This window comes from Tolypothrix bouteillei VB521301, from assembly GCF_000760695.4.
Lineage (GTDB): Bacteria > Cyanobacteriota > Cyanobacteriia > Cyanobacteriales > Nostocaceae > Scytonema > Scytonema bouteillei_A.
Map to the genome: position 1 here is coordinate 9218592 of NZ_JHEG04000001.1, position 23041 is coordinate 9241632.

22 protein-coding genes are annotated in these 23041 nt (G+C 41.0%); 14 read left to right on the forward strand and 8 right to left on the reverse strand.

Annotated elements, in window-relative coordinates; translation table 11 throughout:
- Positions 1–29 precede the first annotated feature (29 nt).
- From HC643_RS37700 to HC643_RS37715, 4 genes are all read left to right on the forward strand, one after another.
- Complete coding sequence (locus tag HC643_RS37700) at positions 30–2864, forward strand: tetratricopeptide repeat protein (RefSeq protein WP_167844841.1); 2835 nt, start codon at positions 30–32, stop codon at positions 2862–2864.
- Positions 2865–3734: 870 nt separating this feature from the next.
- Positions 3735–4418 carry a 2OG-Fe dioxygenase family protein gene (locus tag HC643_RS37705; protein WP_038085605.1) on the forward strand — a complete coding sequence of 228 codons (684 nt, stop codon included), beginning with the start codon at positions 3735–3737 and terminating at the stop codon, positions 4416–4418.
- A gap of 122 nt (positions 4419–4540) precedes the next feature.
- The gene (locus HC643_RS37710; protein ID WP_038085606.1) at positions 4541–5794 is read left to right on the forward strand and encodes a cysteine desulfurase-like protein; all 1254 of its coding nucleotides are present in this window, start codon (positions 4541–4543) and stop codon (positions 5792–5794) included.
- 264 nt (positions 5795–6058) lie between these two features.
- On the forward strand, positions 6059–7294 hold the full coding sequence (locus HC643_RS37715; protein ID WP_038085609.1) for a hypothetical protein: 1236 nt from the start codon (positions 6059–6061) through the stop codon (positions 7292–7294).
- A 127-nt stretch (positions 7295–7421) separates the two neighbouring features.
- Here HC643_RS37715 and HC643_RS37720 read toward each other — a convergent pair whose 3' ends face one another.
- Entirely contained in the window at positions 7422–7691 is a 270-nt protein-coding gene (locus tag HC643_RS37720) for an HNH endonuclease (RefSeq protein ID WP_408019821.1), read from the reverse strand.
- Positions 7692–7710: 19 nt separating this feature from the next.
- Complete coding sequence (locus tag HC643_RS37725) at positions 7711–8034, reverse strand: hypothetical protein (RefSeq protein ID WP_237266036.1); 324 nt, start codon at positions 8032–8034, stop codon at positions 7711–7713.
- A gap of 685 nt (positions 8035–8719) precedes the next feature.
- Here HC643_RS37725 and HC643_RS37730 point away from each other — a divergent pair.
- A complete protein-coding gene (locus tag HC643_RS37730) occupies positions 8720–9064 on the forward strand; it encodes a hypothetical protein (RefSeq protein ID WP_038085611.1) in 345 nt (114 codons plus the stop codon).
- Positions 9065–9342: 278 nt separating this feature from the next.
- Here the strand turns inward: HC643_RS37730 and HC643_RS37735 are convergent, their stop codons facing one another.
- Together HC643_RS37735 and HC643_RS37740 are read right to left on the reverse strand one after the other, a co-directional pair.
- Positions 9343–9753, reverse strand: coding sequence for a VOC family protein (locus HC643_RS37735; protein ID WP_038085614.1), 411 nt, complete (start codon positions 9751–9753; stop codon positions 9343–9345).
- A gap of 258 nt (positions 9754–10011) precedes the next feature.
- Positions 10012–10665, reverse strand: a complete 654-nt coding sequence (locus HC643_RS37740; protein WP_038085615.1) for a PAP/fibrillin family protein — start codon at positions 10663–10665, stop codon at positions 10012–10014.
- 521 nt (positions 10666–11186) lie between these two features.
- Between HC643_RS37740 and HC643_RS37745 the strand changes: the two genes are divergently transcribed.
- From HC643_RS37745 to HC643_RS37765, 5 genes are read left to right on the forward strand one after another with little or no spacing between them, the layout of a single operon-like run.
- Positions 11187–11486 (forward strand): hypothetical protein, encoded by a 300-nt coding sequence (locus tag HC643_RS37745; protein ID WP_038085617.1) that lies wholly within the window; start codon positions 11187–11189, stop codon positions 11484–11486.
- Positions 11473–12531 (forward strand): DUF6745 domain-containing protein, encoded by a 1059-nt coding sequence (locus HC643_RS41880; protein WP_038085619.1) that lies wholly within the window; start codon positions 11473–11475, stop codon positions 12529–12531. Before HC643_RS37745 ends, HC643_RS41880 begins: the two co-directional genes overlap by 14 nt.
- 43 nt (positions 12532–12574) lie before the next feature.
- The gene (locus HC643_RS37755; RefSeq protein WP_038085622.1) at positions 12575–13207 is read left to right on the forward strand and encodes a hypothetical protein; all 633 of its coding nucleotides are present in this window, start codon (positions 12575–12577) and stop codon (positions 13205–13207) included.
- Positions 13198–13749: a hypothetical protein gene (locus tag HC643_RS37760; RefSeq protein WP_038085624.1), complete on the forward strand. Its 552-nt coding sequence runs from the start codon at positions 13198–13200 to the stop codon at positions 13747–13749. Before HC643_RS37755 ends, HC643_RS37760 begins: the two co-directional genes overlap by 10 nt.
- A gap of 59 nt (positions 13750–13808) precedes the next feature.
- Entirely contained in the window at positions 13809–14750 is a 942-nt protein-coding gene (locus HC643_RS37765) for a GUN4 domain-containing protein (protein ID WP_162002296.1), read from the forward strand.
- A gap of 440 nt (positions 14751–15190) precedes the next feature.
- Here the strand turns inward: HC643_RS37765 and HC643_RS37770 are convergent, their stop codons facing one another.
- A complete protein-coding gene (locus HC643_RS37770; protein ID WP_237266037.1) occupies positions 15191–15769 on the reverse strand; it encodes a GNAT family N-acetyltransferase in 579 nt (192 codons plus the stop codon).
- Positions 15770–15920: 151 nt separating this feature from the next.
- Here HC643_RS37770 and HC643_RS37775 point away from each other — a divergent pair, with 151 nt between their 5' ends.
- Positions 15921–16268, forward strand: a complete 348-nt coding sequence (locus tag HC643_RS37775) for a hypothetical protein (RefSeq protein ID WP_038085628.1) — start codon at positions 15921–15923, stop codon at positions 16266–16268.
- Between the two features lie 98 nt (positions 16269–16366).
- Here HC643_RS37775 and HC643_RS37780 read toward each other — a convergent pair whose 3' ends face one another.
- Entirely contained in the window at positions 16367–16933 is a 567-nt protein-coding gene (locus tag HC643_RS37780) for a GNAT family N-acetyltransferase (RefSeq protein WP_038085630.1), read from the reverse strand.
- 262 nt (positions 16934–17195) lie between these two features.
- Between HC643_RS37780 and HC643_RS37785 the strand changes: the two genes are divergently transcribed.
- Positions 17196–17477 carry a DUF7219 family protein gene (locus HC643_RS37785; RefSeq protein ID WP_038085631.1) on the forward strand — a complete coding sequence of 94 codons (282 nt, stop codon included), beginning with the start codon at positions 17196–17198 and terminating at the stop codon, positions 17475–17477.
- Here HC643_RS37785 and HC643_RS37790 read toward each other — a convergent pair.
- Positions 17474–17662, reverse strand: a complete 189-nt coding sequence (locus HC643_RS37790; RefSeq protein ID WP_237266038.1) for a hypothetical protein — start codon at positions 17660–17662, stop codon at positions 17474–17476. The genes HC643_RS37785 and HC643_RS37790 overlap by 4 nt on opposite strands.
- A gap of 709 nt (positions 17663–18371) precedes the next feature.
- On the opposite strand from HC643_RS37790, the gene msrB reads away from it, so the two are divergent.
- Both msrB and HC643_RS37800 read left to right on the forward strand, forming a co-directional pair.
- Complete coding sequence (msrB, locus tag HC643_RS37795) at positions 18372–18803, forward strand: peptide-methionine (R)-S-oxide reductase MsrB (protein ID WP_038085634.1); 432 nt, start codon at positions 18372–18374, stop codon at positions 18801–18803.
- Positions 18804–18979: 176 nt separating this feature from the next.
- Positions 18980–19714 carry a DUF1995 family protein gene (locus HC643_RS37800; RefSeq protein ID WP_038085636.1) on the forward strand — a complete coding sequence of 245 codons (735 nt, stop codon included), beginning with the start codon at positions 18980–18982 and terminating at the stop codon, positions 19712–19714.
- 43 nt (positions 19715–19757) lie between these two features.
- Here the strand turns inward: HC643_RS37800 and HC643_RS37805 are convergent, their stop codons facing one another.
- Positions 19758–22721 (reverse strand): zinc-dependent metalloprotease, encoded by a 2964-nt coding sequence (locus HC643_RS37805; RefSeq protein WP_038085639.1) that lies wholly within the window; start codon positions 22719–22721, stop codon positions 19758–19760.
- Positions 22722–23041: the final 320 nt, after the last annotated feature.

The window sequence follows — 23041 nt, forward strand, 5'->3', positions numbered from 1 at the left end:
CAACTTACCAACGGAAAGAGAATGTTTTTATGAAGAGCAAAAATCAGATAATCTTCACCTTACTGTTGAGAAGCGCTATTGTCTTTTCACCTGTTGTCTTGTCCGTTGGTGTTGCTAGCGCTCAAAAACCACCATCCTCCTCCTCGGAAGTAGCTCCCGCCGTCTTAAGGCAAAATCGGGGACAAGGAGGACAATGGTCGGAGGAACAACGTTCCTTTGTGCGTACAACTATACTACTAAATGTTTGGCTTGGTATACTGACTCTTATTCCAGTTACAACGATCGCTTCGCTCCTGCTGTTACGACGGGCGGCAATCCGTGCAATTGTGGATAAAGCCATGGAACGGTTAGAGGGACTTGAAGAGTTAGAAAAACAACTAGTCACTGTCAAGCAGGAATCACAAAAACTTATATATGAAATTAAAAACGTTTCCTCCGAACTGGAAAAGGAAGCGGAAACTCTACAACAAAAAATCAAAATAGAACAAGAAAGTTTATCCAAAGTTCCATTTGAAATTTCTCAATCTAAAGAGCAGATATTAGCAGAACTCACAGGTTTAGTACAAAAATCTCAACAAGAGGTACAAACTTTAGAAGCTGAGTTTGCTTCTTACTTATCGGAATTTGAATTGCAGGCTCAACAGAAAAGAAACCTGACTCTGAATAATTTAGGAGACTTGGAATCTGAAGTAACATCTCAAATCGGTGAGATGAAATCGGGATTACAGCAGGAAAGAGAAATCACTCTTGATGATTTGGCAAAATCTCGAGCGGAATTTTCCTCTCAAATTTCAAATTTGCATTTAGATGCAGAACGAAGCAAGAATAAGATTCTAGAAAACTTAGAGCAATTGCAAGCAGAATTTGCTACTCAGTTAACAGAGTTGAAGTCAGGAATACAACAACAAAAAGATATTGCTCTTGAAGATATAGCTAAATCTCAGTCAGAGTTTGTTTCTCAAATTTCCGGTTTGCACTCAGATGCGGAAAAACACAGAAACAAAGTTTTGGAAAACTTAGAGCAATTGCAATCAGAATTTGCTACTCAGTTGACGGAGCTAAAGTCAGGAATACAACAGCAAAAAGATATTGCTCTTGGAGATTTGGCAAAATCTCAGTCAGAGTTTGCCTCTCAAATGTCTGGCTTGCACTCAGATGCAGAACAACGCAGAAACAGAGTTTTGGAAAACTTAGAGCAATTGCAATCAGAATTTGCTACTCAGTTGACGGAGCTAAAGTCAGGAATACAACAGCAAAAAGATATTGCTCTTGGAGATTTGGCAAAATCTCAGTCAGAGTTTGCCTCTCAAATGTCTGGCTTGCACTCAGATGCAGAACAGCGCAGAAACAGAGTTTTGGAAAACTTAGAGCAATTACAAGCAGAATTTGCTACTCAGTTAACAGAGCTAAAGTCAGGAATACAACAGCAAAAAGATATTGCTCTTGGAGATTTGGCAAAATCTCAATCAGAGTTTGCTTCTCAAATTTCCGGTTTGCATTCAGATGCAGAACAACATAAAAATCAAGTTCTGGCGAATTTGGATCGGTTACAAACAGAGTTTGCTGCTCAACTTTCTGAATTAAAAGTTGGTGCTCAAGACAAAAAAAATGCAACTAATAACAGTTTGATAGAGTTGGAAAATCAACTGAAATCCTATGCATCTGGATTTGAGTCTGATATAGAACAACAAAAAAATAAAGTTATTGAAAGTTTAAGGCAGTTGAGAACGGAATTTACTTCACAACTCTCTAAGTTGCGCTTGGATGCTCAAAGGAAACAAAAAATTATTCTTGAAGATTTAGAAAAATCAGGAAATGAACTGACTTCTCAATTCTCTGAACTTAAGAAAGATGCCAGACAAGAAAAAGCGCTCGTTCTGGAAAAGCTAGAGCAGTTGGAATCGGAATTCATTTCACAACTCTCTGAATTGCAAAGAGATGCCCTTCAGCAAAAAGACTCAATTCTCGAACAGGTATCTGATGTTGCTTCTCAAGCAAGTGCAGAGTCTGTAACCTTTGTGGTTGAGAAAAAAGAACACGAAGAAATACAGGATAAATTGCAACAACCGCAAGAGGTGAGCAGTGAAGTTATTTCTACTGTAAGTCCAGAACCTGTTAGCGATCGCTTAATTGAAATAGTTCCAGCATCTACTGATACTCAAACCGATTCTCAGGTAGAAGAATATATCAAACAGGGAGAGACTCTTTTTGCCCAAAAGAACTATGAAGATGCACTTGCTGCTTACAACAAAGCCATTGAGATTCAACCAAACAATGCAGCTGCTTGGTTAAACCGAGGGATGACTTTAGGAAGATTAAAACAGTATCGAGAGGCAATTGATTCCTACGAGCAAGCTTTGAAACATAAGCCTGATTACCATCAGGCTTGGGTTGATGTAGGTGTAGCGCTGGGATACTTAGGAAGACATAAGGAAGCTTTGATTGCTTTTAAAAAAGCTACGCGAGTTAAACCCGATGATGGAGTAGCTTGGTTAAATCGGGGTCTTGCATTGCAAGAGTTAGAACAAGATGAAGACGCAGTTGTTTGTTTTGATAAAGCTATCAAATTTAAGCCTAACTCTCATAAAGCTTGGAATAACCGAGGTTACTCTCTAGTTATGCTAGGGCGAGATGATGAAGCAATTGAAAGCTTTGATAAGGCATTGGAAATTAAACCAGATTATGCCAATGCCTACTATAACAAAGCTATCTGTTTTGCGATGCAGAGGCAGATTGAATCATCTCTGGACAATTTGCAAAAAGCAATTAACCTCAATCCTAACTTTAAGGAACAAGCAGCCAGTGACATAGATTTTGATGACATTGCAGCTGATAAGCGTTTCCAAGAGTTGGTAAGGGAGTAAGATATTTTTACACCATATGCTCTTGACCGATTGTCCTTAGAATAGAATTCTCTTGCTATACAAACAAAGTCCGCCTGTATTGTTTTGGTAAGAAACACGATATCAGGAATCAGACCGGAAGTCCACGTAGGTGGACTTCGCTTGTATAGACGCGATTTTAATCGCAGGCGTGTTTTTTCACTTATTGAGATGCTCCCCACTAAGTACGGAAGAGCCCCTGCTCCTTACTTTATGGAAAGCCTACCGATTGGAAACGGTATTACTCCCTTCCCACTATAAGATTACCGAGCTTCTCCTCTTTCTTCGTGTACTTTGCGTCTTTGTGGTTCATTTAATTAGGTAATCTTAGAGCAGGATAGGAATCCTTACATTCATATTTGATTACGTTAAGATTGTAAAGAAAGGTTTGTCTGAGAAGACTCTCACTAAAATAACAGATATTTAATTTTACTAAAACTGCCGGGGATCAGAGATTTCACGGAAGGATTTTAAGATAAAGACTTTATGAACAATATTTAGGTTGCTATTGCAAGTCAATTTTTCCTTGCATATAATTAAGGATAGAGGTGTATGAAAAGAGCACCGAAAGAAAAGAGGGCAAAGAACGAAGTTAAATAAACTTAAACAATATCTGGATTAAAAAGTTAAGAAACTTTAACTTTTTCCAAGTGAAACGACAGTTTGAGTCGTCTAGCTGCTAACAAAAATCGAGCATCACCCATAACGTTTGCTCTGCGTAAATTCTTTATTAGTAGCAAAAGCGTATAAATTTTAACTGATTTTTTTGGCTTTGGGTCTGACTATAGAGCCAACCCTGATTTTTTACGTGTTAACTTGGCTACTTAATATTGAGCCAAGGAGGATAATCATATGTTGGAATTAAGAAAAGAAGTTTTTGATTGCATCACCAGTTATGCGTTGGACAGTGTTGCAGCTGTTAACGTAGATAACATAAAGCCGTTTTATAAAAATCTACCTCTAGATCCATATATAAAAGATAATTACCGCTTTAGACGCTTATCTCATTTCAAGGTTGCAGAAGAGGGTTTAGTCAAATTACCTCATAGAGCTTTATATCAGGCGAAAAAATACAATCCTTTGCTTGGTAATGTAGTCAGAGAATTTGCAGAACTTGAGGATGAACTCATTAAGATTGAGGATTTCCAAAGAATTGTGTTGGAATTTTTTGAGTTTTGTAAAATTTGTTCAATTCATACAGAAGTGGCAGTTCATCAAATTAGAACCGTTGCTTATCCAGGGAAAGTAGGAAACCCAGCACCAGAAGGAATTCACAGAGATGGTGTTGATATGATTGGGATTTTTGCTGTGAATAGGGAGGGAATTGAAGGAGGCGAAACTCATCTCTATAAATCTAAGAGTGACAACCCAATTTTTACCAAAATTCTCCATCCTGGAGAGTTACTAGTCTTTAGCGATCGCAACCTATTCCACTTTACGACAGCTATCGAAGCACTCACTGCAGAAAATGGGGTCAGGGATGTGTTTGTGATTACTTGTCCGGGGTTAAATCCTCAGGATAATAAAGGAGATTAGGAACTGGGGACTGGGGTACCTTTCTTGTGGAAGGGACGGGAGAGGATACCCATCCTATAAAGGAAAAATATATTGTTTGCAAATCACCAAGCAATTCAGCAAGAAAAAAGGAGTGTTCTACGATGGTTGACCTAGATTTAAAGTGGATACGCGATCGCTTTCCCGCTCTCTCCCAAGAGATCGACGGTCAACCCGTGATTTTTTTTGACGGACCGGGCGGTACTCAAGTCCCAAGCCCTGTAGTCAACGCGATCGCAGAATACTTGATAAAGTCAAATGCTAACGCACATGGGGCGTTTGCCACCAGTGAGAGAACAGACTCACTTGTAGTATCAGCGCGTTTGGCAATCGCCGATTTGTTAGGTTGTGATGCTGACGAAGTTGTGTTTGGTTCCAACATGACCACACTCACCTTCACCATAAGTCGAGCCATTGGTCGAGAACTGCGACCCGGTGATGAAATTGTCGTTACCAAACTCGACCACTATGCCAATGTCTCCCCTTGGTACGCACTTTCCGAACAAGGCGCAGTCATTCGTACAGTTGATATCAATGTAGAAGACTGTACCCTAGACATGAACCATCTCAAGCAGCAAATCAACGAACGAACGCGACTCGTAGCAGTGGGGTATGCATCCAATGCTGTAGGTACAATCAACGACATTGCAGAAATCGTCAAACTTGCTCGTGCTGTTGGAGCAATGGTTTTTGTAGATGCGGTTCACTATGCCCCTCACGGTCCGGTAGACGTGCATGCGATCGATTGCGACTTTCTCAGTTGTTCCGCCTATAAATTCTTTGGACCCCATGTGGGTGTTATGTATGCAAAACGGGAACATCTGACTCGCCTGCTTCCTTACAAAGTGCAACCAGCCCCAGATGAAATCCCCTCACGTTGGGAAACTGGGACTCAAAACTATGAAGGGCTGGCGGGGATGGTAGCAGCAATTGACTATCTAGCTGAAATAGGTCACCAACTTTTACCTGGTGTTGAAAACCGCCGAGAAGCTTTAGTAGCAGCCATGCTAGGAATCAAGCAATACGAAAAAGAACTCAGCTACAAGTTGATTTCAGGATTGCTACAAATTTCCGGTGTAACTCTCTATGGTATTACCAATCCAAGCAGCTTTGACTGGCGAACACCAACCGTTGGAATTCGATTAGCCAAACACGCTCCTCAGACAGTTGCTAAAGCTTTAGGCGATCGCGGTATCTTCACCTGGAACGGCAACTTTTACGCACTCGGTTTAACTGAAAAATTAGGAGTCGAATCAAGTGGAGGACTCCTGAGGATCGGGTTAACACACTACAACACTGTTGAAGAAATTCATCGTTTTTTGGCAGTCATTGATGAATTGTTAGTGGTTAGTAGTTAATGGTTACTCCCTTCCCCCTATAAGACTACCGATCTGCTTTTCCTCTTATTCCCTTGCTCTTTGTGTCGAGTGCGGTTCATTTAAATAGGTAATCTTTGGGCGGAAAGGGAGTAGTTGTTAGTTGTTCTATGAACCATCAACCACTAACTACCGACTGTGAGCCACAAACCATTAAGCTGTGGCGCATATTACGCCCTCCCCCACTCTCCCCATCTCCCTCAATTCAATGCCTCACAGCTAAACCACTAACAGCTAACCAATAATATGCAATCCCATCATTTGCTTTCTATTTTCAACCCCTCCAATTACTGGCGGGGCGGTCATTTTACTATTCCCTGGCAACCGATCTACCAGCAATTCCAAATATTACCCGAAGAACTGGTTTTAAGCGATTTGCGCGACCTGTCACACACACCACTAAACGCTCAAGTCGATCGCATCGATCCAGACGATTCCTCTCGCGATACCTTAGTTTTCTCTTTACCAAAAGTTATTCCACCCGGTTCCGAAGATGAAGTGCTAGCTTCTACCTTTGTGAGACTAGACCGAGGCAAACCCGTGCTATCTGGCTTAGTTGAGCCATCGTTAGAAGTTGTTTATAGTGCATCGGGACAGGCGCGAGGAGTCAGGCTCTCCAACAGCCGTCTTGTCATTTGGTTCAACCTCATACCTGCACCTGAAGATAATTGGCAAAACTGGTTTTCTGGTTCAGCAACTAGCGTACAACTGGACTACCAAGAACTTCTCGATCCATTTCGGGCTGCTAAAGGAGACTGGATCGGACAAGATCCAGAAAAGCGGTGCATGCAAGTAGATGAACTCTTGCTACCAGAACAATTTCATCCTGCATCGCAATACTACAATGTCAGCTTGTTCAATCATTCTTACCGATTGGTCTCTCATTCCACAGGTCCGGTACGTGCAAGCATAACTATTGCTTCCGAACCCTTCGATTATATCTGTACAGAGCCAAGAACTGGCAGTAAGCGCCATTTAATTTGCGAACTCTACAGAGTCATTAGTTTGTATGCTGGTGCCAATTACTTGGTTGAAGAACTTTATGTGAAAGGGAAGCCCAGGATAGAACAAGACTGGGTTCTCAACCAACAAGAAGTCGTTTATCCTGATTTTGCTCCTCGTTACTTTGCCCACATGAACCTGGGACGAACAGAAGATATCCAGCAAGTTTTCCCCGTATTTGATTGGTTTGCTATTGGGTCTAGCGAGCCACCCTATCCAGCATACGGTTTGATGACTAACGTACATTTAAATTTTTTGACTCACCCACACGTTGGTCATAAAAGCCATTTTTCTTGGCAGTTGTTACCCAGCAATTATGCCAAGTGCGTACACTTATTTATGAGAGGTCAACCTGAAGGATTTGATGCGCGGGTAGGTCATCTTTGGTATGAACTCATACACAAGCCTTTAAGGGCTGAAATATATCAAGATTCTTCTTGTCCCATCGTTGTGAAGTTACCAAATTTGGCTGTATTGTAGTGAAAAATTTGTGATGTTTTTAGATGAAACCATTTGTCAATTGGGGAAGTTCAGATTAAACAAAACACGTTTTTACTCCTACGGGTATTGTCCTAGATTCATCAAAACTTGCCGTTGAAGTATGCGATTAGGAACTTTGAACTGAAGCAACCTTACAGTCCCGTGACCAATCTGAGTTTTTCCTTCTATTCTTTATAGTAGCGAAATCCGAACCTTTATAGCGGTTGCAGGATAAACATGAAAGTGCTAAGTTCTCAGCAGTTGTTTCACCTCCATGCTTTACGGCGATAAAATGGTCTACTTCATGGGTATAGATTGAAAAATCTTGATAGATTAAGCAATATTCACAGCGTCTAAATGCTCTCTCTATGACTAGCTTACGTAGTTCGGCAGGAATTGAATTTAGAAGTCATTTATTAAATTCTAGTAGAGGCTCGTGCTTTTAGTAAAATAATAATATGTTCTAATTGCTCGTAAACATCTAATTCTGCTAATTCTATTGGACTGAGTATTGCAGAGCGATTTTTTTCTAATAATGCTTGCAGGCGTGTTTGAGCTTGGGATGAAACTTTAAAAGTCATAATTTCTTCTGGTGTTGGACGTTTAATTAAAAAATCAAGAACCTCTTGATAAACTGCGGGAATATCTGTAGTCTCAGCTAGGACTGTCTGCTGAACCTGTGGTGAATTAGCAACGTCTAGCAATCGCCACAGCAATTCGGGTAAGTGATTTTGCGTCATGTTTTAAACGTTGAGCAAGTTCCAAAGCGAATTTGAATTGTTAATTCTGCCATTGCGATTGCTTCCTTAGTGCCTGTCGGCGTGTCTTTTCTCCTAATTATAGCTTTACTACCCTTCAAGGCTACGGTGTACACACAAGTCTCCTAAAATGCCTTCTGGCAGTTTCGATCCCCCCTAGCCCCCCTTAAAAAGGGGGGAAAATTTTTCAAGTCCCCTAATTTATTAGGGGTTTTAGGAAGATCTCTAAAGATGTGTATACACCGTAGCCTTAAAAAGGGGGGGAAATTATTCAATTACCCCAATATATCCGGGTTTTAGGGAGATCTCTAAAGATGTGTGTACACCGTAGCCTTAAAAAGGGGGGAAAATACTCTTAAAGTCCCCAATTTATCGGGGGATTTAGGGGGAGCTTGAATGTTTTGCTACTGATGAAAGGACTTTTCAAACATCCTCTTAGGGCAATCCGATAAAAGCTTGTAAATTTGTTGACTCAAACATCCTCTTAGGGCAATCCAATCAAAGCTTGTAAATTTGTTGACACTGAGACAGTATGCGGAGCTTCATCGCTAAACGTTACTAAGATTAAAGAAAGCACTGCTACTACCAGAGCATACCAATTATGACCGATAATTATCTGCGTTCGTCAGCGTTGATCTACGGTTAAAGATTTTCCAGGAGAAAAACAATGTCAGATTTCCAAGATTTTCTAAGACACCAATTTGCATACGTAGCCATAGGAGAGTTTAAACCGGGCAAATTTGAAGAAGCCAAGCGACTCTACGAACAAGCAGTAGGAACCTATACCCATGGCTTCAAAGGAGCATACCTTCTCCAAGAACCGGGAACTGATAAAGGAATCGCTGTTATTTTTTGGGAAAACGTTGAAGATATGGATACCAACCACAGCGAAGCTTACGATAACATCCTCAAAGAAATGTTGCCTTTGTTTGTTAAAGCTCCAACAACTTTTTTCCATGAGGTTGTCTGCGAAATTCAACCCCAAGAAGAACAAAGTGTCAAAAGCAATTAGTATCCAGTTCGGGTAAACACTTATACTCGGTTTGTAGTTACTATGCCTGCGAGCGCTGTTAGGAATACCGCCAGTTGGACACCGCAGCTACGAACTTATGACTTTATCAGTCATAAGTCGAACATGATATAAAAGCAATCCTTGAAACAAAAAATCTTGATATAGTGCCTGCCCGTAATTGAAAAATTGGGTGGGCATCTCATTAACAGTGAAATGACATAACAAAAAAGTAATATTTTATACAAAAATATTCACTAGCTGCTACCTTTTGTTAGTTTTTAAGGTAGGTTTGGCATATGTACAAATTCCAGTTTGATGCTATCTGGGTCAGCAAAGTAAAAAGCGTAATAACCAGGAGCGTAGTGGTTGTACTCCGCAGGTGAGTCCAAAATTGTACCGCCTAGAGCCAGAACAATTTGGTACAGTCGATCGACTTCCTCTCGACTTTCAGCATTAAAAGCAAGGTGATGCAGCCCAGGGGAATAGCGATCGTGCGTTTTGTTGGGAGAATCCGGACGGCTGTTGTAAATTAAGAAAGCTCCTCCATTTTCCAACCACCACATCGTAAAATACTCATTTTTTTCTACTTTTTGGTATCCCATGAATTGTAAAATTTGGTCGTAAAATGGTTCGGATTTGGTGCGATCGCTTACCGTCAAAGATAAGTGGTTGATTGTACCTAAAGTCATAGCAGCTTACCAAGCAGTTATTTGTGCTAACTTTATATTAGTATTTTTGTTCTTATATGAGAAGTAATTTGTTAGCTTATAACATCTGCGCCATTATAACTTGTGGGGTCGGTTTTGTTATTGTATAGCCGTCCTAAATGAAATATAAAAATAAGAGTGAAGACTGCTAATTGCTAATAGCTCATGGTCAAAAAGCAATTAGCTATTAGCAATCCAACTTTTTTCCAAATGATTTAGGATTGTTATATAATTTGTGTTTCAACCCGAATAGCCAGAATTAGCAAAATCGTTGGATTTAGTCAGAATGAACAAACTTCCATCTCCCCCTCGCCCAATTCTTAATGTTTCATCTAAGTAAGTAATATCTAGAGTAGGTACTCTGTTGGTAGGATTATTAGCTGGAACAACCTTAAATGGATTGAGTTGGGGAGTTGCGATACCAACAACCTTCTCAATAGACAGGTAGCGTTTGTCAAAATAGACATTAATGCGTTTGTGCGGGGAATCTGATGACTCTGTTTGGGCTGGCTCAAAACGAGCTGTCACTTTGACAAATCCTGATACCAATCCCAGGGGATGTTTAACACGAGCTATATTAAAAAATAATTTATTTGCAACATCAATCACCTGATAAACTTTGCCCAACTTTAATCCTAATGGGAGAGAGGCTAAAGAACGGATTTCTCTGGCAGTAGAATATTTTAGTTGCCAAGCTCCATTGAGCAAAGAAGTGGCGTAGAGTAGGGGATTGGGATTGGGATTGACACTTTCTAATTCTATTGTCAATTGTTCGATTTCTGCGGTACGGGTTTTGTCTGGGTTCAAATTGGTAATAGGAGAACCATCGCCTTGGGTATCAATTTTCTCAAGCGAGGTTTGTAACTTTTCCTTAACTGCGAGTTGAGTATTCAAGGCTTTCTACTTTCTTTCGATAGCTTATGGCTTTTATGCTAAAACGTCATTTCCGTTTCATTTATAAATTTTTGTATAGATACAGTTGCTTTATGCTGCCATTGTTGACATTTGGCTGCGATATATGTTTGTAAAAAGCAGTTGGTTGGACTGGGGGTTTATCGCATTAATGTTGATAGGTGAAACGAATGAAAGTTACATTTAAATTCAGCATAAAAGTTTTGAGCAAAATGACAAAATGCTGGTTCGATTTCTTTTTTATTTTGTTTGACCAATATCATAATGCAATTCGTCTAAACTTATCTGAGTCGTTATCCACTGATTCACAAAGCTCAAAGCACTTTCAGGAGCCTTCCACAACTGCAAACCTCAGTTATTGATGAAGATCGGTATACCCGTTTCACAATGACCTATCTAACGCGTGCCATTCCTTCTTAATAGTGCCTAAAATCGTCGAACGATCGCTTGCCATTCAAGCATAATCTTTTTATAATACAAAAATAATACATAAAAATCCAGACATGAATCCATTACGACAGGGAGACGTGTTGCTCATCCCCACAAAGCAACAGCAATCTACAGGAAAAAAACTTCCTCACCTCACCTTGGCTGAAGGGGAAGTGACAGGTCACAAGCACCGCATTACAGATGGAAGTGCCCAACTTTACGAAGAAGATGGGACTTTGTACTTGCAGGTGCTGTCAGAAACTGCATTGCTCAGCCATGAGGAACATAAAGAAATAGCAATTCCCAGGGGTGTGTGGATGGTGAGGATACAAAGAGAATACGAACCGGCTGGTTGGAGATATGTTGCAGATTAAACTGACAACCGAACAACAAGCGCTGATTTCAACTTACCGGGACAAGTGGTGCAAGTTGGCTCTTTCCACTCAAGAGGTTGAAATCGAGCAAGCCACAACTGCTGTGGAAGCAATTTACAGTTTGATGGGTAAGCCCAAACCCAGCGTCTTTTATTTTGCCAGCCCCATCGCGGCTATAGAACAATTTGACTTTTTAAAGATTTGGGGAAACCAAACAATCGATATTGAAACTCAGTTAATACAGAGTGTTAGAAAACAACTCAGTCACGAACTTTGGTTGGAACTGCATTCAAAGCTGTATGAAGCATTGCACCAGGAGTTGTGGAACTCAATTGGGCGGAGAATTTACACTGCGGTTGTGGAGCAATCGCAGTTGATACACTCTTTAAATGACGAAGATGCATCCAGTTACTTCAATCCCGCCCAAGACTGCGTTCCAACTGAATATTTGGTTTCAATGGCTTGCTTGTTCGACTTTTGCTATTCGGTTCTCAACTGTTCTATTAACCGAGAGTTATGGCAGGCTTATCAATTGTTGGTTCAGCATTGCGGTTGGCTGTGGACTTATGAAGGGGTGTGTTTGGTGTGCGATCGCCCTTACCATCTTGAGAGAGATTCTCAAGGATTGCTCCACGGTGAAGGACACCCGGCAATTCAACTCAGAGATGGTTTCAGTAGTATTTATGCTTATCATGGCGTGATATTACCGGAAAAATACGGTATGGTACATCCAAACAAATGGCGATCTCAATGGCTGCTAACAGAAAACAATGCCGAATTGCGGCGGGTTTTGATCCAAGGTATTGGCTACTCCAAAATTTGCCAAGAACTGCAAGCTAAGAAACTAGATACTTGGCAGGAATACAGGTTATTAAAAATTGATGCCATTAATGATGTAGAACCCATTCACCTGCTAGCAATGACCTGTCCCAGTACCGCCCACGTACACGCTTTGAGAGTCCCTCCGGATATTACCAGTGCAAGAGAAGCCATTCGTTGGGTGAATTGGGGGATCGATCCCACTGAATTTAGCTTACAAACTTAAGGTTATGTTGTATCTTGCTCTCTCGTGTCTCCAAGGAAGACCCATGCAATCAGCGGCTGAAGAATTACTCAGCTTGGGTATAGGTGGCTTGCAGCTGACACCTGGGTTGGTTCCAACTGAAGGCTTTCAGGATTGGCTGGAGGAAAAACAAATTTCAGTCCGTACCCATCATGGTTTTAGCTGGCGTCGGTTGAGAGCCAAAGTGTGGAGCGACAATGGCGATTGTGTTGTTAATTCAAATTCGATACATCCTCCTCTCAAGAACCATCCATGTGCTAAGTTGTGGGACAGTCGAGTTAAGCTGGGCGATTACCATCATTTGATTCTAGAAACCATGTATCCAGAGTACTGCTTGGGTAATGGCGAAGAAGTAGCTTGGGCAATGGATTTGGGTTTGCAGCTGGCGGTTGATGTGTCTCACGTTTACATTCAGTTATGCCAGGGGGCGATGAGTGAAAACGTTTGGAGGCGCTTGCAAGAATACGAGGGCCTTCAGGAATTACACGTATCAAGTAATACCGGAAGTGCTGATATACACCAGCCCATTACCAAAGATACTTTTGGTTTGGATTGGGTAAAAGAGCGATCTGGTGATGGAATACCCGTCATTTTGGAGTGCTACTTGCACAAACTTTCTTTAGCACAACGTACCGAACAAGTAGAACAATGGAACTAGAACACCTTTACACGAAAAAGCAAGCAGCACAAATGCGGCAAAAGTTGATGGATGAGTTTGTCATCCCTGTTGTGCAAATGAACTTTCAAAAATATCCCTCCTTGCGATCGGCGGCAATGATGGTGGCTCAGTACTGGAGTGATGAGGCATCAGATGCGGTTCATTATTGCTTGATTTACTCTGTTTTAGATACCCCCGATTTTGAAGCAGCCGCTCGGGCAGAAGTTGATTATGATGACGACACTGTTAACCTGCCCAATCTCGGGCGTTTGGAGTATCGAGTTTATTGTGTAGAGCGCAATGGAGAAACAATTTACTGGCCGGAGAACCTTGATTCCATTCCTGCATTTGCTGCTTTTTGCAAAGAAGGTTGCCATCAATGTATGGACGCTTTTGAAGCTTATACTCCCTACGCCATACTCCGCCGCCAAGAAGATGCGATAAGCTGTACCCAGCTTGCGCCAAGGGCGATCGCAGTTGAGGTAGTTGGGAAAATGCTGCGTCCTTGGCTCGATGGAATTAAGCCGGATTGGGTAAGGTAGGAATGAGCCATTATCCACTGATTCACAAACCTAAAAGCGATTTCAGGAGCCTTCCACAGGTGCAAACCTCGATTATTGGTGAAGGTCAATATATTCGTGCAGATGGTCATGGTTACGGACACGTCATTCTTCAGTTGGAACCGAATCCAAATACAGATGGGTGTTTTATGTTGTGGTCAGTTACCCAAAACCACATCCCAAACTTTAATCGTGAATACTTAATCACAGAGTCTTATTTGAAGGCTGTTTATCAAGGGTTGTGTGAAGCGCTTGTTGAAGAAGTAGAAGATTACCGCTACACGCAATATGTGCCCTTTCCTTATCAAAACACGAATGTCAGAATTACAGGAGGCTCTTACCATCCCATTGATTCCCGAGCTTCTTCGTTTCAAATAGCTGCTTATATTGCTCTAGCTCGGGCTGTTTCCCAGTTACCGGACAGCCCTTTATACTTGCAAGAAATCCCCTGCTTGCAACCGAGACGTAAACCTCAACCAAAGGTGCTAATGGCTGAATTGAATAACATTCCACAAAAGTATCGCAATTTGCACGAGTTTCTGCAAGCCGGATACTGGAAGAATGCAGACAGTGAAACTCGCAAGCTGGTATTTGAACTGGCTGGAGGAGAATATTCCATTCGAGATGATGATTACTGGTTACCGTTAAAAGGAATTTTGAACATTGCAGAAGCAGATGTACAGATAATCGATCGACTGTGGATAACATACAGCCAGGGGCGATTTGGATTTAGCGTTCAAAAACAAATTTTTTTGGAGTGCGGTGGCAAACTAGGTCTAAGAGATGAGAAAGAAGTGTGGGAAAAATTTGGCGATCGCGTGGGTTGGAGATTAGATAAAAATCGATGGGTTTGGCTGGAAGACGTTCAATTTAATCTGTGTGCCCGAGTCGGTCATCTTCCTTGTTTGGAATGGTGGGGACTTGGAACGAAGGAAGAAGTTATGCAACTGATTTTGACCAAGGAATTCAAAAGCGATTTATAGATATTGCCCTCAGAATGGAATTCTGGGGCTATACAAGCAAGCCTGCCTTCGCAGGCTTAAGAGCAGTCCGCGCAGGCGGTGAGTCTAGGGAAAGCAGGTGGTGAGTCCATTGCTGTAGGCGGGTTTCCCGCACCCTGGCAACTGGCGTATAGCCCTGCGGGCATAGCTTCGCAACGCGAAGCGTCTCCGTCAGGAGATACCCGGAGGGGTTTCCCGCGCCCTGGGAACTAGCGTATAGCCCTGCGGGCATAGCTTCGCAACGCGTATAGCCCTTACGGGCATAGCCTGCGGCATCGCGGAGCGTGCGCTTTGCGCTTAGCGTCTGTGCTCCTGAGATACCCGGAGGGACGAGCGTTTGTATAGCTGCGATTGAGAACATCGCAGGTGTGGTTTTTCCAAATTGGGATGCTCCCGTTTTCTACAAGCATTTTTGTTTTTTATTATTTAATCTGTAAAGACATGGATTCTATATCAAAATATTTATCATTCAATTTATACGCCTTTTTCTCTACTCCATAGGTTTGAAATTTAAAAGATACATAAAGTTGTTTTGCCTTTCTATTATTTGTAACAACATCAAGTAATAAGATTTCTATCTCATTCATAGTTTTTGCTCTTTTGATTAATTCATTGAGTAATAACTTCCCTATACCTTTTCCCCGAGCTTCTGGTTGAACGTACATAGAGCGAATATATGCTTTATGCCTGAGTTTTATTCTTGATTCCTGATGAAATGCAACAATTCCAATTAACTCTTTATCCTCATAATAGCCTAAGATAAAGTTATTGTTGTCTTCAGGTATTTTATCTCTAAATTCATCTATCGTTTTCCAAGATTCTTCAGTATACATTGAGCCAAAAGAATCTGGATTGTTATATAAAGCTTCTAATCTAATATTTCTATAATCTTCTGCATCATGTTTTGTTAATTTTCTAATTTCCATTGGATAAACTACAAATAATAAACAACTTACGGCTTCATTTCTTTTATAAATGAAATGGTCTGAAAACTGCAACATGGGTCAATTGGGCGTGTACTGCCATACATGACGAACTGTCAGGTGCGATCGCCTGGTGCTCATTCTGAGCAACAGTATTGCTCTTGAACCCGTGCTGTCACGATCGCAATATGTCAATAATAGACAAGTATGATGATTCACAGAAAAAAATATGGAAGAAACAGTAACTCTATACCGTCCTACTGGACCGAAAGAACTGGAATTAGTTAAACAAAGTGGCTATACTCAATGGCCACCTCGACTACCCGAACAACCAATTTTTTACCCCGTGACAAACGAAGAATATGCCAAAGAAATTGCTACTAAGTGGAATGTTAAAGACAGTGGGGTGGGTTATGTGACACGCTTTAAGGTTAAGAAAGAATTCATGGATAAATATGAAATTCATCAAGTAGGAGCGTCATATCACAAGGAATGGTGGGTTCCTGCTGAGGAACTGGAACAGTTGAATAAAAACATTGTGGGTCAAATTGAAGTTATTGGAGAATACACAGCGTGAATTCTTGCTCGGAATGTTTAACCGATTAAGCTAAAGATGATTGAAGGATAAGATTGGCAGGTCGTAGAGGACAAAAAAATAACTAGTTGCTGTTCAAGCTAAATATTCCGAATCTGCATCTGTATCCAATCCTTCTCTAAAATTGCGTACAGCAACATATCTCGCCATTCTCCTCGCATCGATTCATATTCGCGCAGATAGCCTTCCTGTCTCATGCCAATTTTTACTAAAACTCTTGCAGAGAGATTATTCTGAGAGTCACAAATCGCAAAAATGCGATGCAATTTTAACTGCTGGAAACCAAATTCTAAAAGTTTTTCTCCAACTTCCGTTGCATAGCCTTGCCCCCAGAATTTCTTAGCCAAGGAAAACCCTATAGAAGCTTCTGGCTTATTGGCATCTGTGATGGAAATACGACAAGCGCCAATCAATTGCTTGTCCTCTTTTAAAGTGACTGCAAGGGCAAAATGCTGGCGGTTTCTTTTTCGGTGAGCTTTAATCTCTGTTTGTAGATAATTTTTGGTGTCTTCTGCGCTGTTGGGACCAAAAGGTAAGTAACGAACGACTTCTGGATCGGAAGCATAGTCATGGACTCCTTGCGAGTCTGATTCTACAAAGTCCCGGAGTATAAGACGTGGTGTTTCTAGGGGAAGATAAATACTCATTACTAAAGTTAAGACTTAAACGTTCAGGTTCAGAAATATTACTTAATAGCGTATAAGAGAAGTCGCTGTTCGCGACAAAGAAGAGAATTTTTAGCAGGATGTTCTCTGTTAAGTGTTGCCCTGAAATAGTGTACTTTTTTTGCTCGGGAAAATCTATCTCATAGAATCTGCCACGTAATTTTAATTTTTTATGTTACAAAATTTACTTAGATTAACAAAAGATTAAGTATAATAGAAAAATAATCGCAACGGAAGTAAGCAGATGGAACAGTCAAACGAAGAAGACAAAGAAAATTTTCTCTACCCTCGAGGTCGCTATTACGGTCAAGTCAAACCTGAAAATTTAATTTTTAACGCCAATCTTCAAGAATTTGCCCAGAAAGTAGGCATTATCACCAGTTTAGAAACATCTGGGAAACTTTCTCCTGAAGAAGCTTACGACCAGGTTAAAGCCCTCTGGAAACAGCTGAAGCGCAGCAAAAAGGAATTGGGAATCGGCGATGAGCCACCTAACAATATAGAACTTCCACCAGATGAACCCTAAAATGGCTCAAAGTCATTCTTGAAGACCTCAAACTCTTTTGGAAACAGCGATACCACTAAACTTTGTGTGGCATTTTCATCTTCAATCCGGATAAGCCACCGTTCTGGAGTGCCATCACCCGAAGCTTCTTGACCGCAAATCTCCCCTATTTTGCCAGCTACGTATGCTGGACGTAAAATCAGCACCTTGTCTCCTATTTTGGGGTTAATAGCACTCCTCACTGAAAAATACAAAAAATTTATACAAGTAAATTCCGAAGAATTGGATAACCTCATCTTAATCTTATCTTGACTTGCACAAAAATATTTATGAACTGCAAGAAGTCAGCGATCGCAAATAATCATCACTGGGTTATGCTTGCAGTACATACGCTCTCAGCACTACTCCAAGCCAAATACAAAGCTTTTACTCAATCGTTATATAGTTGCGTTTTTGTCTCTGACTTCCTTAGATTGAAATAAGGGGTTGTTTGAAAAGTGGTTAGCTGATTTTAGGCACTTAGCGATCCCCGCTAGCCCCCCTTAAAACGGGAAAAATACTCTTAAAGTCCCCCAATTTATCGGGGGATTTAGGAGGCTATTGAATGTTTTGCTACTGATGAAAGGACTTTTCAAACATTTTTTAAGGTAATTTTAATTGTTTTTTAATATTTAAATAATTTGGATATCATAACATAATTATGAAAGATTAATTCAAAAACATTTAAAAAAAAAGCCCTTCTTGTATAGGGTTAACAGTTAATTATTAACAAAACTAATGGCAATCTTTGAAATCTATATAGGGTTGGCATTGCTAACCCTACATACTTTTGGTGAGGAATGCCTACCTTACAGTTCCTAAAATTTTTCCAAGAATGATTTAGGATGACTATATATATTAGGGGAATCAAAAGTTATGACAACTTCAAAAAATACAGAGTTTGAAGTCAAGAAAACCGAACAAGAATGGCAAGAGACTTTGAGCCAAGAGCAGTTTTGCGTACTCCGCCAACATGCGACAGAACGTCCTCATACAAGTCCACTAAACAAGGAGTACGCTCAAGGTATTTATCAGTGTGCGGGATGCAGTCAACCGCTATTTGTCTCAGATACTAAGTATAACAGTGGGACCGGCTGGCCTAGTTTCTTTAATCCCATTGAAGGTGCGATCGATACAACTGTGGATCGGTCTTTATTTATGACTAGAATTGAAGTTCATTGCAGTCGTTGTGGCGGTCATTTGGGTCATGTCTTTGATGACGGTCCCAAACCCACTGGCAAACGCTACTGTATCAATGGTGTTGCTCTAAAGTTTATTCCAGACTCAGATTCAGGAAGTTCTAAATAAAACAATACTTCAAAGGCATTTCCAGGCTTAACCTGGGAACAAGAGGAAAACGGAAATTTTGTGCTGGGTGGGGGGTATCACCCCTCATTCGCTATCAGTAACCTTTGAGTTGTTGGGGATCTTGCAAGCCCATCTGTTGTTAAGATCTAAAGTCTTAAATCAAAACTTTATTTAACATGGCAGAACTTCCAAACAGTCTTGAAGATGCGATCGCTCAAGCTCGCGAGGCAACTAAAACAGCACTAGCAGATGGATGCAAGCGGATACAAGTTGACTTTTTGTTTCCAGAACTCAAACCCATGCCTGTAGCAGAACAATTTCTAGCAGTTTTTGCAGAGTATGGGTCAAAACTTAAGGTTTTCTTTCCCGATGCTGGAGGAGCCGCCCTTGCAAGTCGAGAGTGGACGGATGTGCCATTTAAAATTTTTGACATAGGCACTGGTAGATTGTCTTTGGAGAAGAAAATTGAGCCAGAGGACGAAATCTTCTTTCTGATTGCTCCTACTGTCGTAGAAGTTGGGGAAGTCGAAAAGATGGCTCAACTGGTAGGAGATCGCCCGCTCGTCATCTTAAATCCGCGTTTGGAAGATTTAGGGGCGGTGGGTATTGGTTATGCAGCGAGACAGTTACGCGATCGCTTTATCAGTACAATTGAAAACTGCTATTATCTTCGCCCTATAGATAATGAAACTGCGGTCTTTCGCTGTTATCCCGGTCAGTGGGAAGTCTGGTTAGAAAACCGTGGGGAGTATCAAAAAATTGCAGAACTCCCGCAAAAGCCCTCAGGAGATGATCTAGATACGATTCTAGCGAAACAAGGTTCTGCATCTGAAACACAAGGGACACCAGTTGCGAAAAAGCCCAATATGTTTAAAAGTTTGCAACGTTTCTTACGTGCGTTAAGGAATTAATTTGTTGTAGGTGGTTAGTTGTTAACCACTAACCACTAACTTCTTACTTTGCCTCTAACTGAGCATTTAACGCTTTGTTAATTCTGTCATGCGTTTCCAGCAAATGAGCTTTGGTGTAATCGTCGTTGGAATTCGCTCCATCCAGTTTTTCATTTAACTGTCTTAGTTTATACCATGCTAGCGTGCGAGCATCTTCTGGAACGTTGCTTTTACGCAATACCATACTCATTAAAAGGTCGAGATATTCTCTCTGCAAACCCCGACGCAAACTAGATATTTTAATGGGTTTACCGTTTGGTTTGAGGACCTCACTCCAAATTCCATTTTGTAAGGTATCAAATAGTTCTGGTAAAGTCAGTGCTTGTTCGGGTTTGCTTTTCAGTTCGAGGTCTTTAAGACGGGAAAGGCGATCGCCTGAAAGCAAATCTGTTAACACGGAGCCTTGCATAAATAACACCAAATCGTGAATTGGATAATCCAATCGCCCGGTTCGGGGTGCGCTTCCCCAGTGACGCCAGCGAGAAGGAGCCAATTTATTCAGCAGTTCTGGTGGGAAAATTAAAGCATCTTCAGCAAAGACATATTTTTGCAAAATCTCAAGTGCTTGTCGTTGTTGTGCGACGGGTACGGGTTGAAAGGGTAATTCCCCTTGGGGATTGTCTGGATTAACTCTGTAGAAAGACTGACCGCCTATGTATTTTGAAGTATAGTAAATATTCTGAACGTAATTACTAAATACAGTGCCAAATCGTTCTTTGACATCACTGAAACTTTCACCTGCACTGGGGTAATTTTTGTTCAGACGTTCCCACATAAACCGTGCATTGTCTAACTGTCCCTGAGAATATGCTAGAACGTTACTGCTATTGTCCCATGCATTAGAAGTTGGGTCGAGGTCTAAAACATCTTCGTCTGTGGAGTAACTTAATTCGGGTTTGTAAGATTCACTGGCGATTTTATCCAACAAGGGCTTTTCAGCAGTAGTGGATGCAACAGATAGGGGTGCGTAACCGTACTTAATGACCCACTCATCGTAAATTCCTATCATACTGGGAAAATAATCCCCTTGCTTGGTCCCTTTAGGTGCAATATTAGGTGGAATGTAATCCATCACCGATGAGATAAGACCCTTGCTGCGAGTAAGTTCTGTATTGTTCAATTGTTCGGGAGCAAGCAAAGTACTTCCACGGAAGTTGTGCCTTAACCCTAAAGTATGTCCGACTTCGTGAGCAATAATAAGACGTAAATACTGATGAATATAGTTTTTTATTTGTTCGCTGCTTGGAGGTGTGTCTTGCAACAGTGAAATTGCCATAGAACCAAAAGCAAATTGGTTGGCTGCTTCCATTCCATAGCAAAGATCGAATGCGCCTGCTAATTGAGACAGTCGGTTGTTGAGTCCTTCTGTTGATTGATTTTGGTTGGAAGTATCATTGTTTTTAGCGTCCAAGCGATTGTTACACAAGAGACGTTCCTGCATCAATGTTGATAGGGGAGTTCGGGCTTGTGCTTGGTTGGGTTGGACGAGTTTGCGATATTCGCCCTTCAGCGCTCTGATAAAGCTAGCATCAACGAGAATATCAGCATCCAAAATTTCTCCTGTTAAGGGATTGACACGAGATGGTCCTAAAGCAAAATAACCATCTACCGTGTTAATCCATCGAATGGTGTTATAACGTATATCTGCAGGGTCCCAAGTCGCATTATCTGGCATTTGACGAACTTGAATTGCATCTTTGAATCCAACTTTTTCAAAGGCTTTATTCCACATCAAGACACCTTCTTTAACAGCGTCTCGATACTCTAGGGGAATTGCGTTGTCAATCCAGAAAATAATTGGTTTTTTAGGTGGTGAAATAGCTGCTTTGGGATCTTGTTTTTCTAGGTTCCATCGGTTGATATAGCGGACGAAGGGTTCTTTGCGATCGTCATCTGACAAGTCTTGGTACGCACTAATAAAATAACCGACTCGCTCATCTGCTAGGCGGGGGCGGTAACCGTTGTTGGGAAGTTCGGAGAAACTGTAGTGAACGCGCAAAGTAAATCCACGGCTGTCTGCTAGAGAAGCATAACGAAATATGTTGCTGTCGCTACCGCTAGCACTGGAGAAATTTAAAACTGACTCCACTTCCATGTTGAGAGGAAAAGCTTTAGCGTTCCCAAAATATGACTTATCCGTACCTGGGGAGATTCCCAAACTATAAGATAATCCTGCTAAATCTGTTAGCAGGAGTTCGCCTAAGTCTATAAGTACGGTTTTGCTTTGTGGATGAATGCTTTTGATTGGTATCGAATAAAGAACTGAATCGCTAAAAGAGCGGGCGAGCGATCGCTGTTGGGGATCTCCTTCACGAGCGCGAAAATTGACGTTACGAACTACAAATTGGATATTTTTATTTGTCCGTTGAAAGTAAAATAAGAAATCTTGTAAGGGCATACCACTGTAGATTCCAGCTTCACCAATACCAGATTCCAACGTTGCTGTAGCCAAGTAATTTTTATTTAATTGAGTCGGTTTAATTTCTAAATATATCTTATTCTGTTCTTTATTTCGGTATAAAGTGAATAACCCTTCAAGTTTTTCGGTATCTTTAATAACTTTGTCAAAAGCTTCAAATTCCTCCTTTGGTGCTGGTTTTGCAGTAGAGCCTGCTTTTTCGCCAGTTTCTTCAGACTTATCTAAATTTTTCTGTACTTGGAGAAAAGGTTGCCGCCCCACTTTCTTAGTATCATTTACAACCCACGTAAAAGATTTGCGTTGTGCTTGCGAGTTTTTTTGGTCAAGCACCCAAACTTGGTCTCGCTTTAGCCCCGTGCGAGAAGATGTATCTAGAATAGATTTATCCGTATATTTTGTATCATAATTTACATTTCCATCCTTCATGGATAACCTATCCACTAAATCTGTTGCTTGGGTTACATCTGGTTTGCCATCCGTTGCTTTAGCAGATGACATCCCTAAAAATAAGCAATGCAACAAAACAACATAAAAGGTAAATTTTTTCATTCAATCTATCTCCAGTACTGCTCCCTATCTACTCTGTTTGATACCTACCCAACAAAGCTAATTTCGCTTAACCTTAGAAGCGATCTGGAAAAGATCCTTAGCTGCTGTACACCAGACAGTTAAATTCCTAGTGTCAGTTGCTTAACTTTGTTGCTGTGTCTTACTGTAATATTTTTCCCAATAATTGCTTCTGTCTCACATGGTACGTATTATCTTTACATCTATCCATATATAGATTTTAATTAGTGGCAGCCAAGCCGCAACCGAATTATAGTTATCCAAGACTTTTCCGTATTTTTTTAGTATAAAATATAGCGTGT

Bases quoted from the DNA above. Each gene is read 5' to 3' on its own strand.
- HC643_RS37700 (WP_167844841.1), top strand. From the start codon at position 30: ATGAAGAGCAAAAATCAGATAATCTTCACCTTACTGTTGAGAAGCGCT.
- HC643_RS37705 (WP_038085605.1), top strand. From the start codon at position 3,735: ATGTTGGAATTAAGAAAAGAAGTTTTTGATTGCATCACCAGTTATGCG.
- HC643_RS37710 (WP_038085606.1), top strand. From the start codon at position 4,541: ATGGTTGACCTAGATTTAAAGTGGATACGCGATCGCTTTCCCGCTCTC.
- HC643_RS37715 (WP_038085609.1), top strand. From the start codon at position 6,059: ATGCAATCCCATCATTTGCTTTCTATTTTCAACCCCTCCAATTACTGG.
- HC643_RS37725 (WP_237266036.1), bottom strand. From the start codon at position 8,034: ATGACGCAAAATCACTTACCCGAATTGCTGTGGCGATTGCTAGACGTT.
- HC643_RS37730 (WP_038085611.1), top strand. From the start codon at position 8,720: ATGTCAGATTTCCAAGATTTTCTAAGACACCAATTTGCATACGTAGCC.
- HC643_RS37735 (WP_038085614.1), bottom strand. From the start codon at position 9,753: ATGACTTTAGGTACAATCAACCACTTATCTTTGACGGTAAGCGATCGC.
- HC643_RS37745 (WP_038085617.1), top strand. From the start codon at position 11,187: ATGAATCCATTACGACAGGGAGACGTGTTGCTCATCCCCACAAAGCAA.
- HC643_RS41880 (WP_038085619.1), top strand. From the start codon at position 11,473: ATGTTGCAGATTAAACTGACAACCGAACAACAAGCGCTGATTTCAACT.
- HC643_RS37755 (WP_038085622.1), top strand. From the start codon at position 12,575: ATGCAATCAGCGGCTGAAGAATTACTCAGCTTGGGTATAGGTGGCTTG.
- HC643_RS37760 (WP_038085624.1), top strand. From the start codon at position 13,198: ATGGAACTAGAACACCTTTACACGAAAAAGCAAGCAGCACAAATGCGG.
- HC643_RS37770 (WP_237266037.1), bottom strand. From the start codon at position 15,769: ATGTTGCAGTTTTCAGACCATTTCATTTATAAAAGAAATGAAGCCGTA.
- HC643_RS37775 (WP_038085628.1), top strand. From the start codon at position 15,921: ATGGAAGAAACAGTAACTCTATACCGTCCTACTGGACCGAAAGAACTG.
- HC643_RS37780 (WP_038085630.1), bottom strand. From the start codon at position 16,933: ATGAGTATTTATCTTCCCCTAGAAACACCACGTCTTATACTCCGGGAC.
- HC643_RS37785 (WP_038085631.1), top strand. From the start codon at position 17,196: ATGGAACAGTCAAACGAAGAAGACAAAGAAAATTTTCTCTACCCTCGA.
- msrB (WP_038085634.1), top strand. From the start codon at position 18,372: ATGACAACTTCAAAAAATACAGAGTTTGAAGTCAAGAAAACCGAACAA.
- HC643_RS37800 (WP_038085636.1), top strand. From the start codon at position 18,980: ATGGCAGAACTTCCAAACAGTCTTGAAGATGCGATCGCTCAAGCTCGC.
- HC643_RS37805 (WP_038085639.1), bottom strand. From the start codon at position 22,721: ATGAAAAAATTTACCTTTTATGTTGTTTTGTTGCATTGCTTATTTTTA.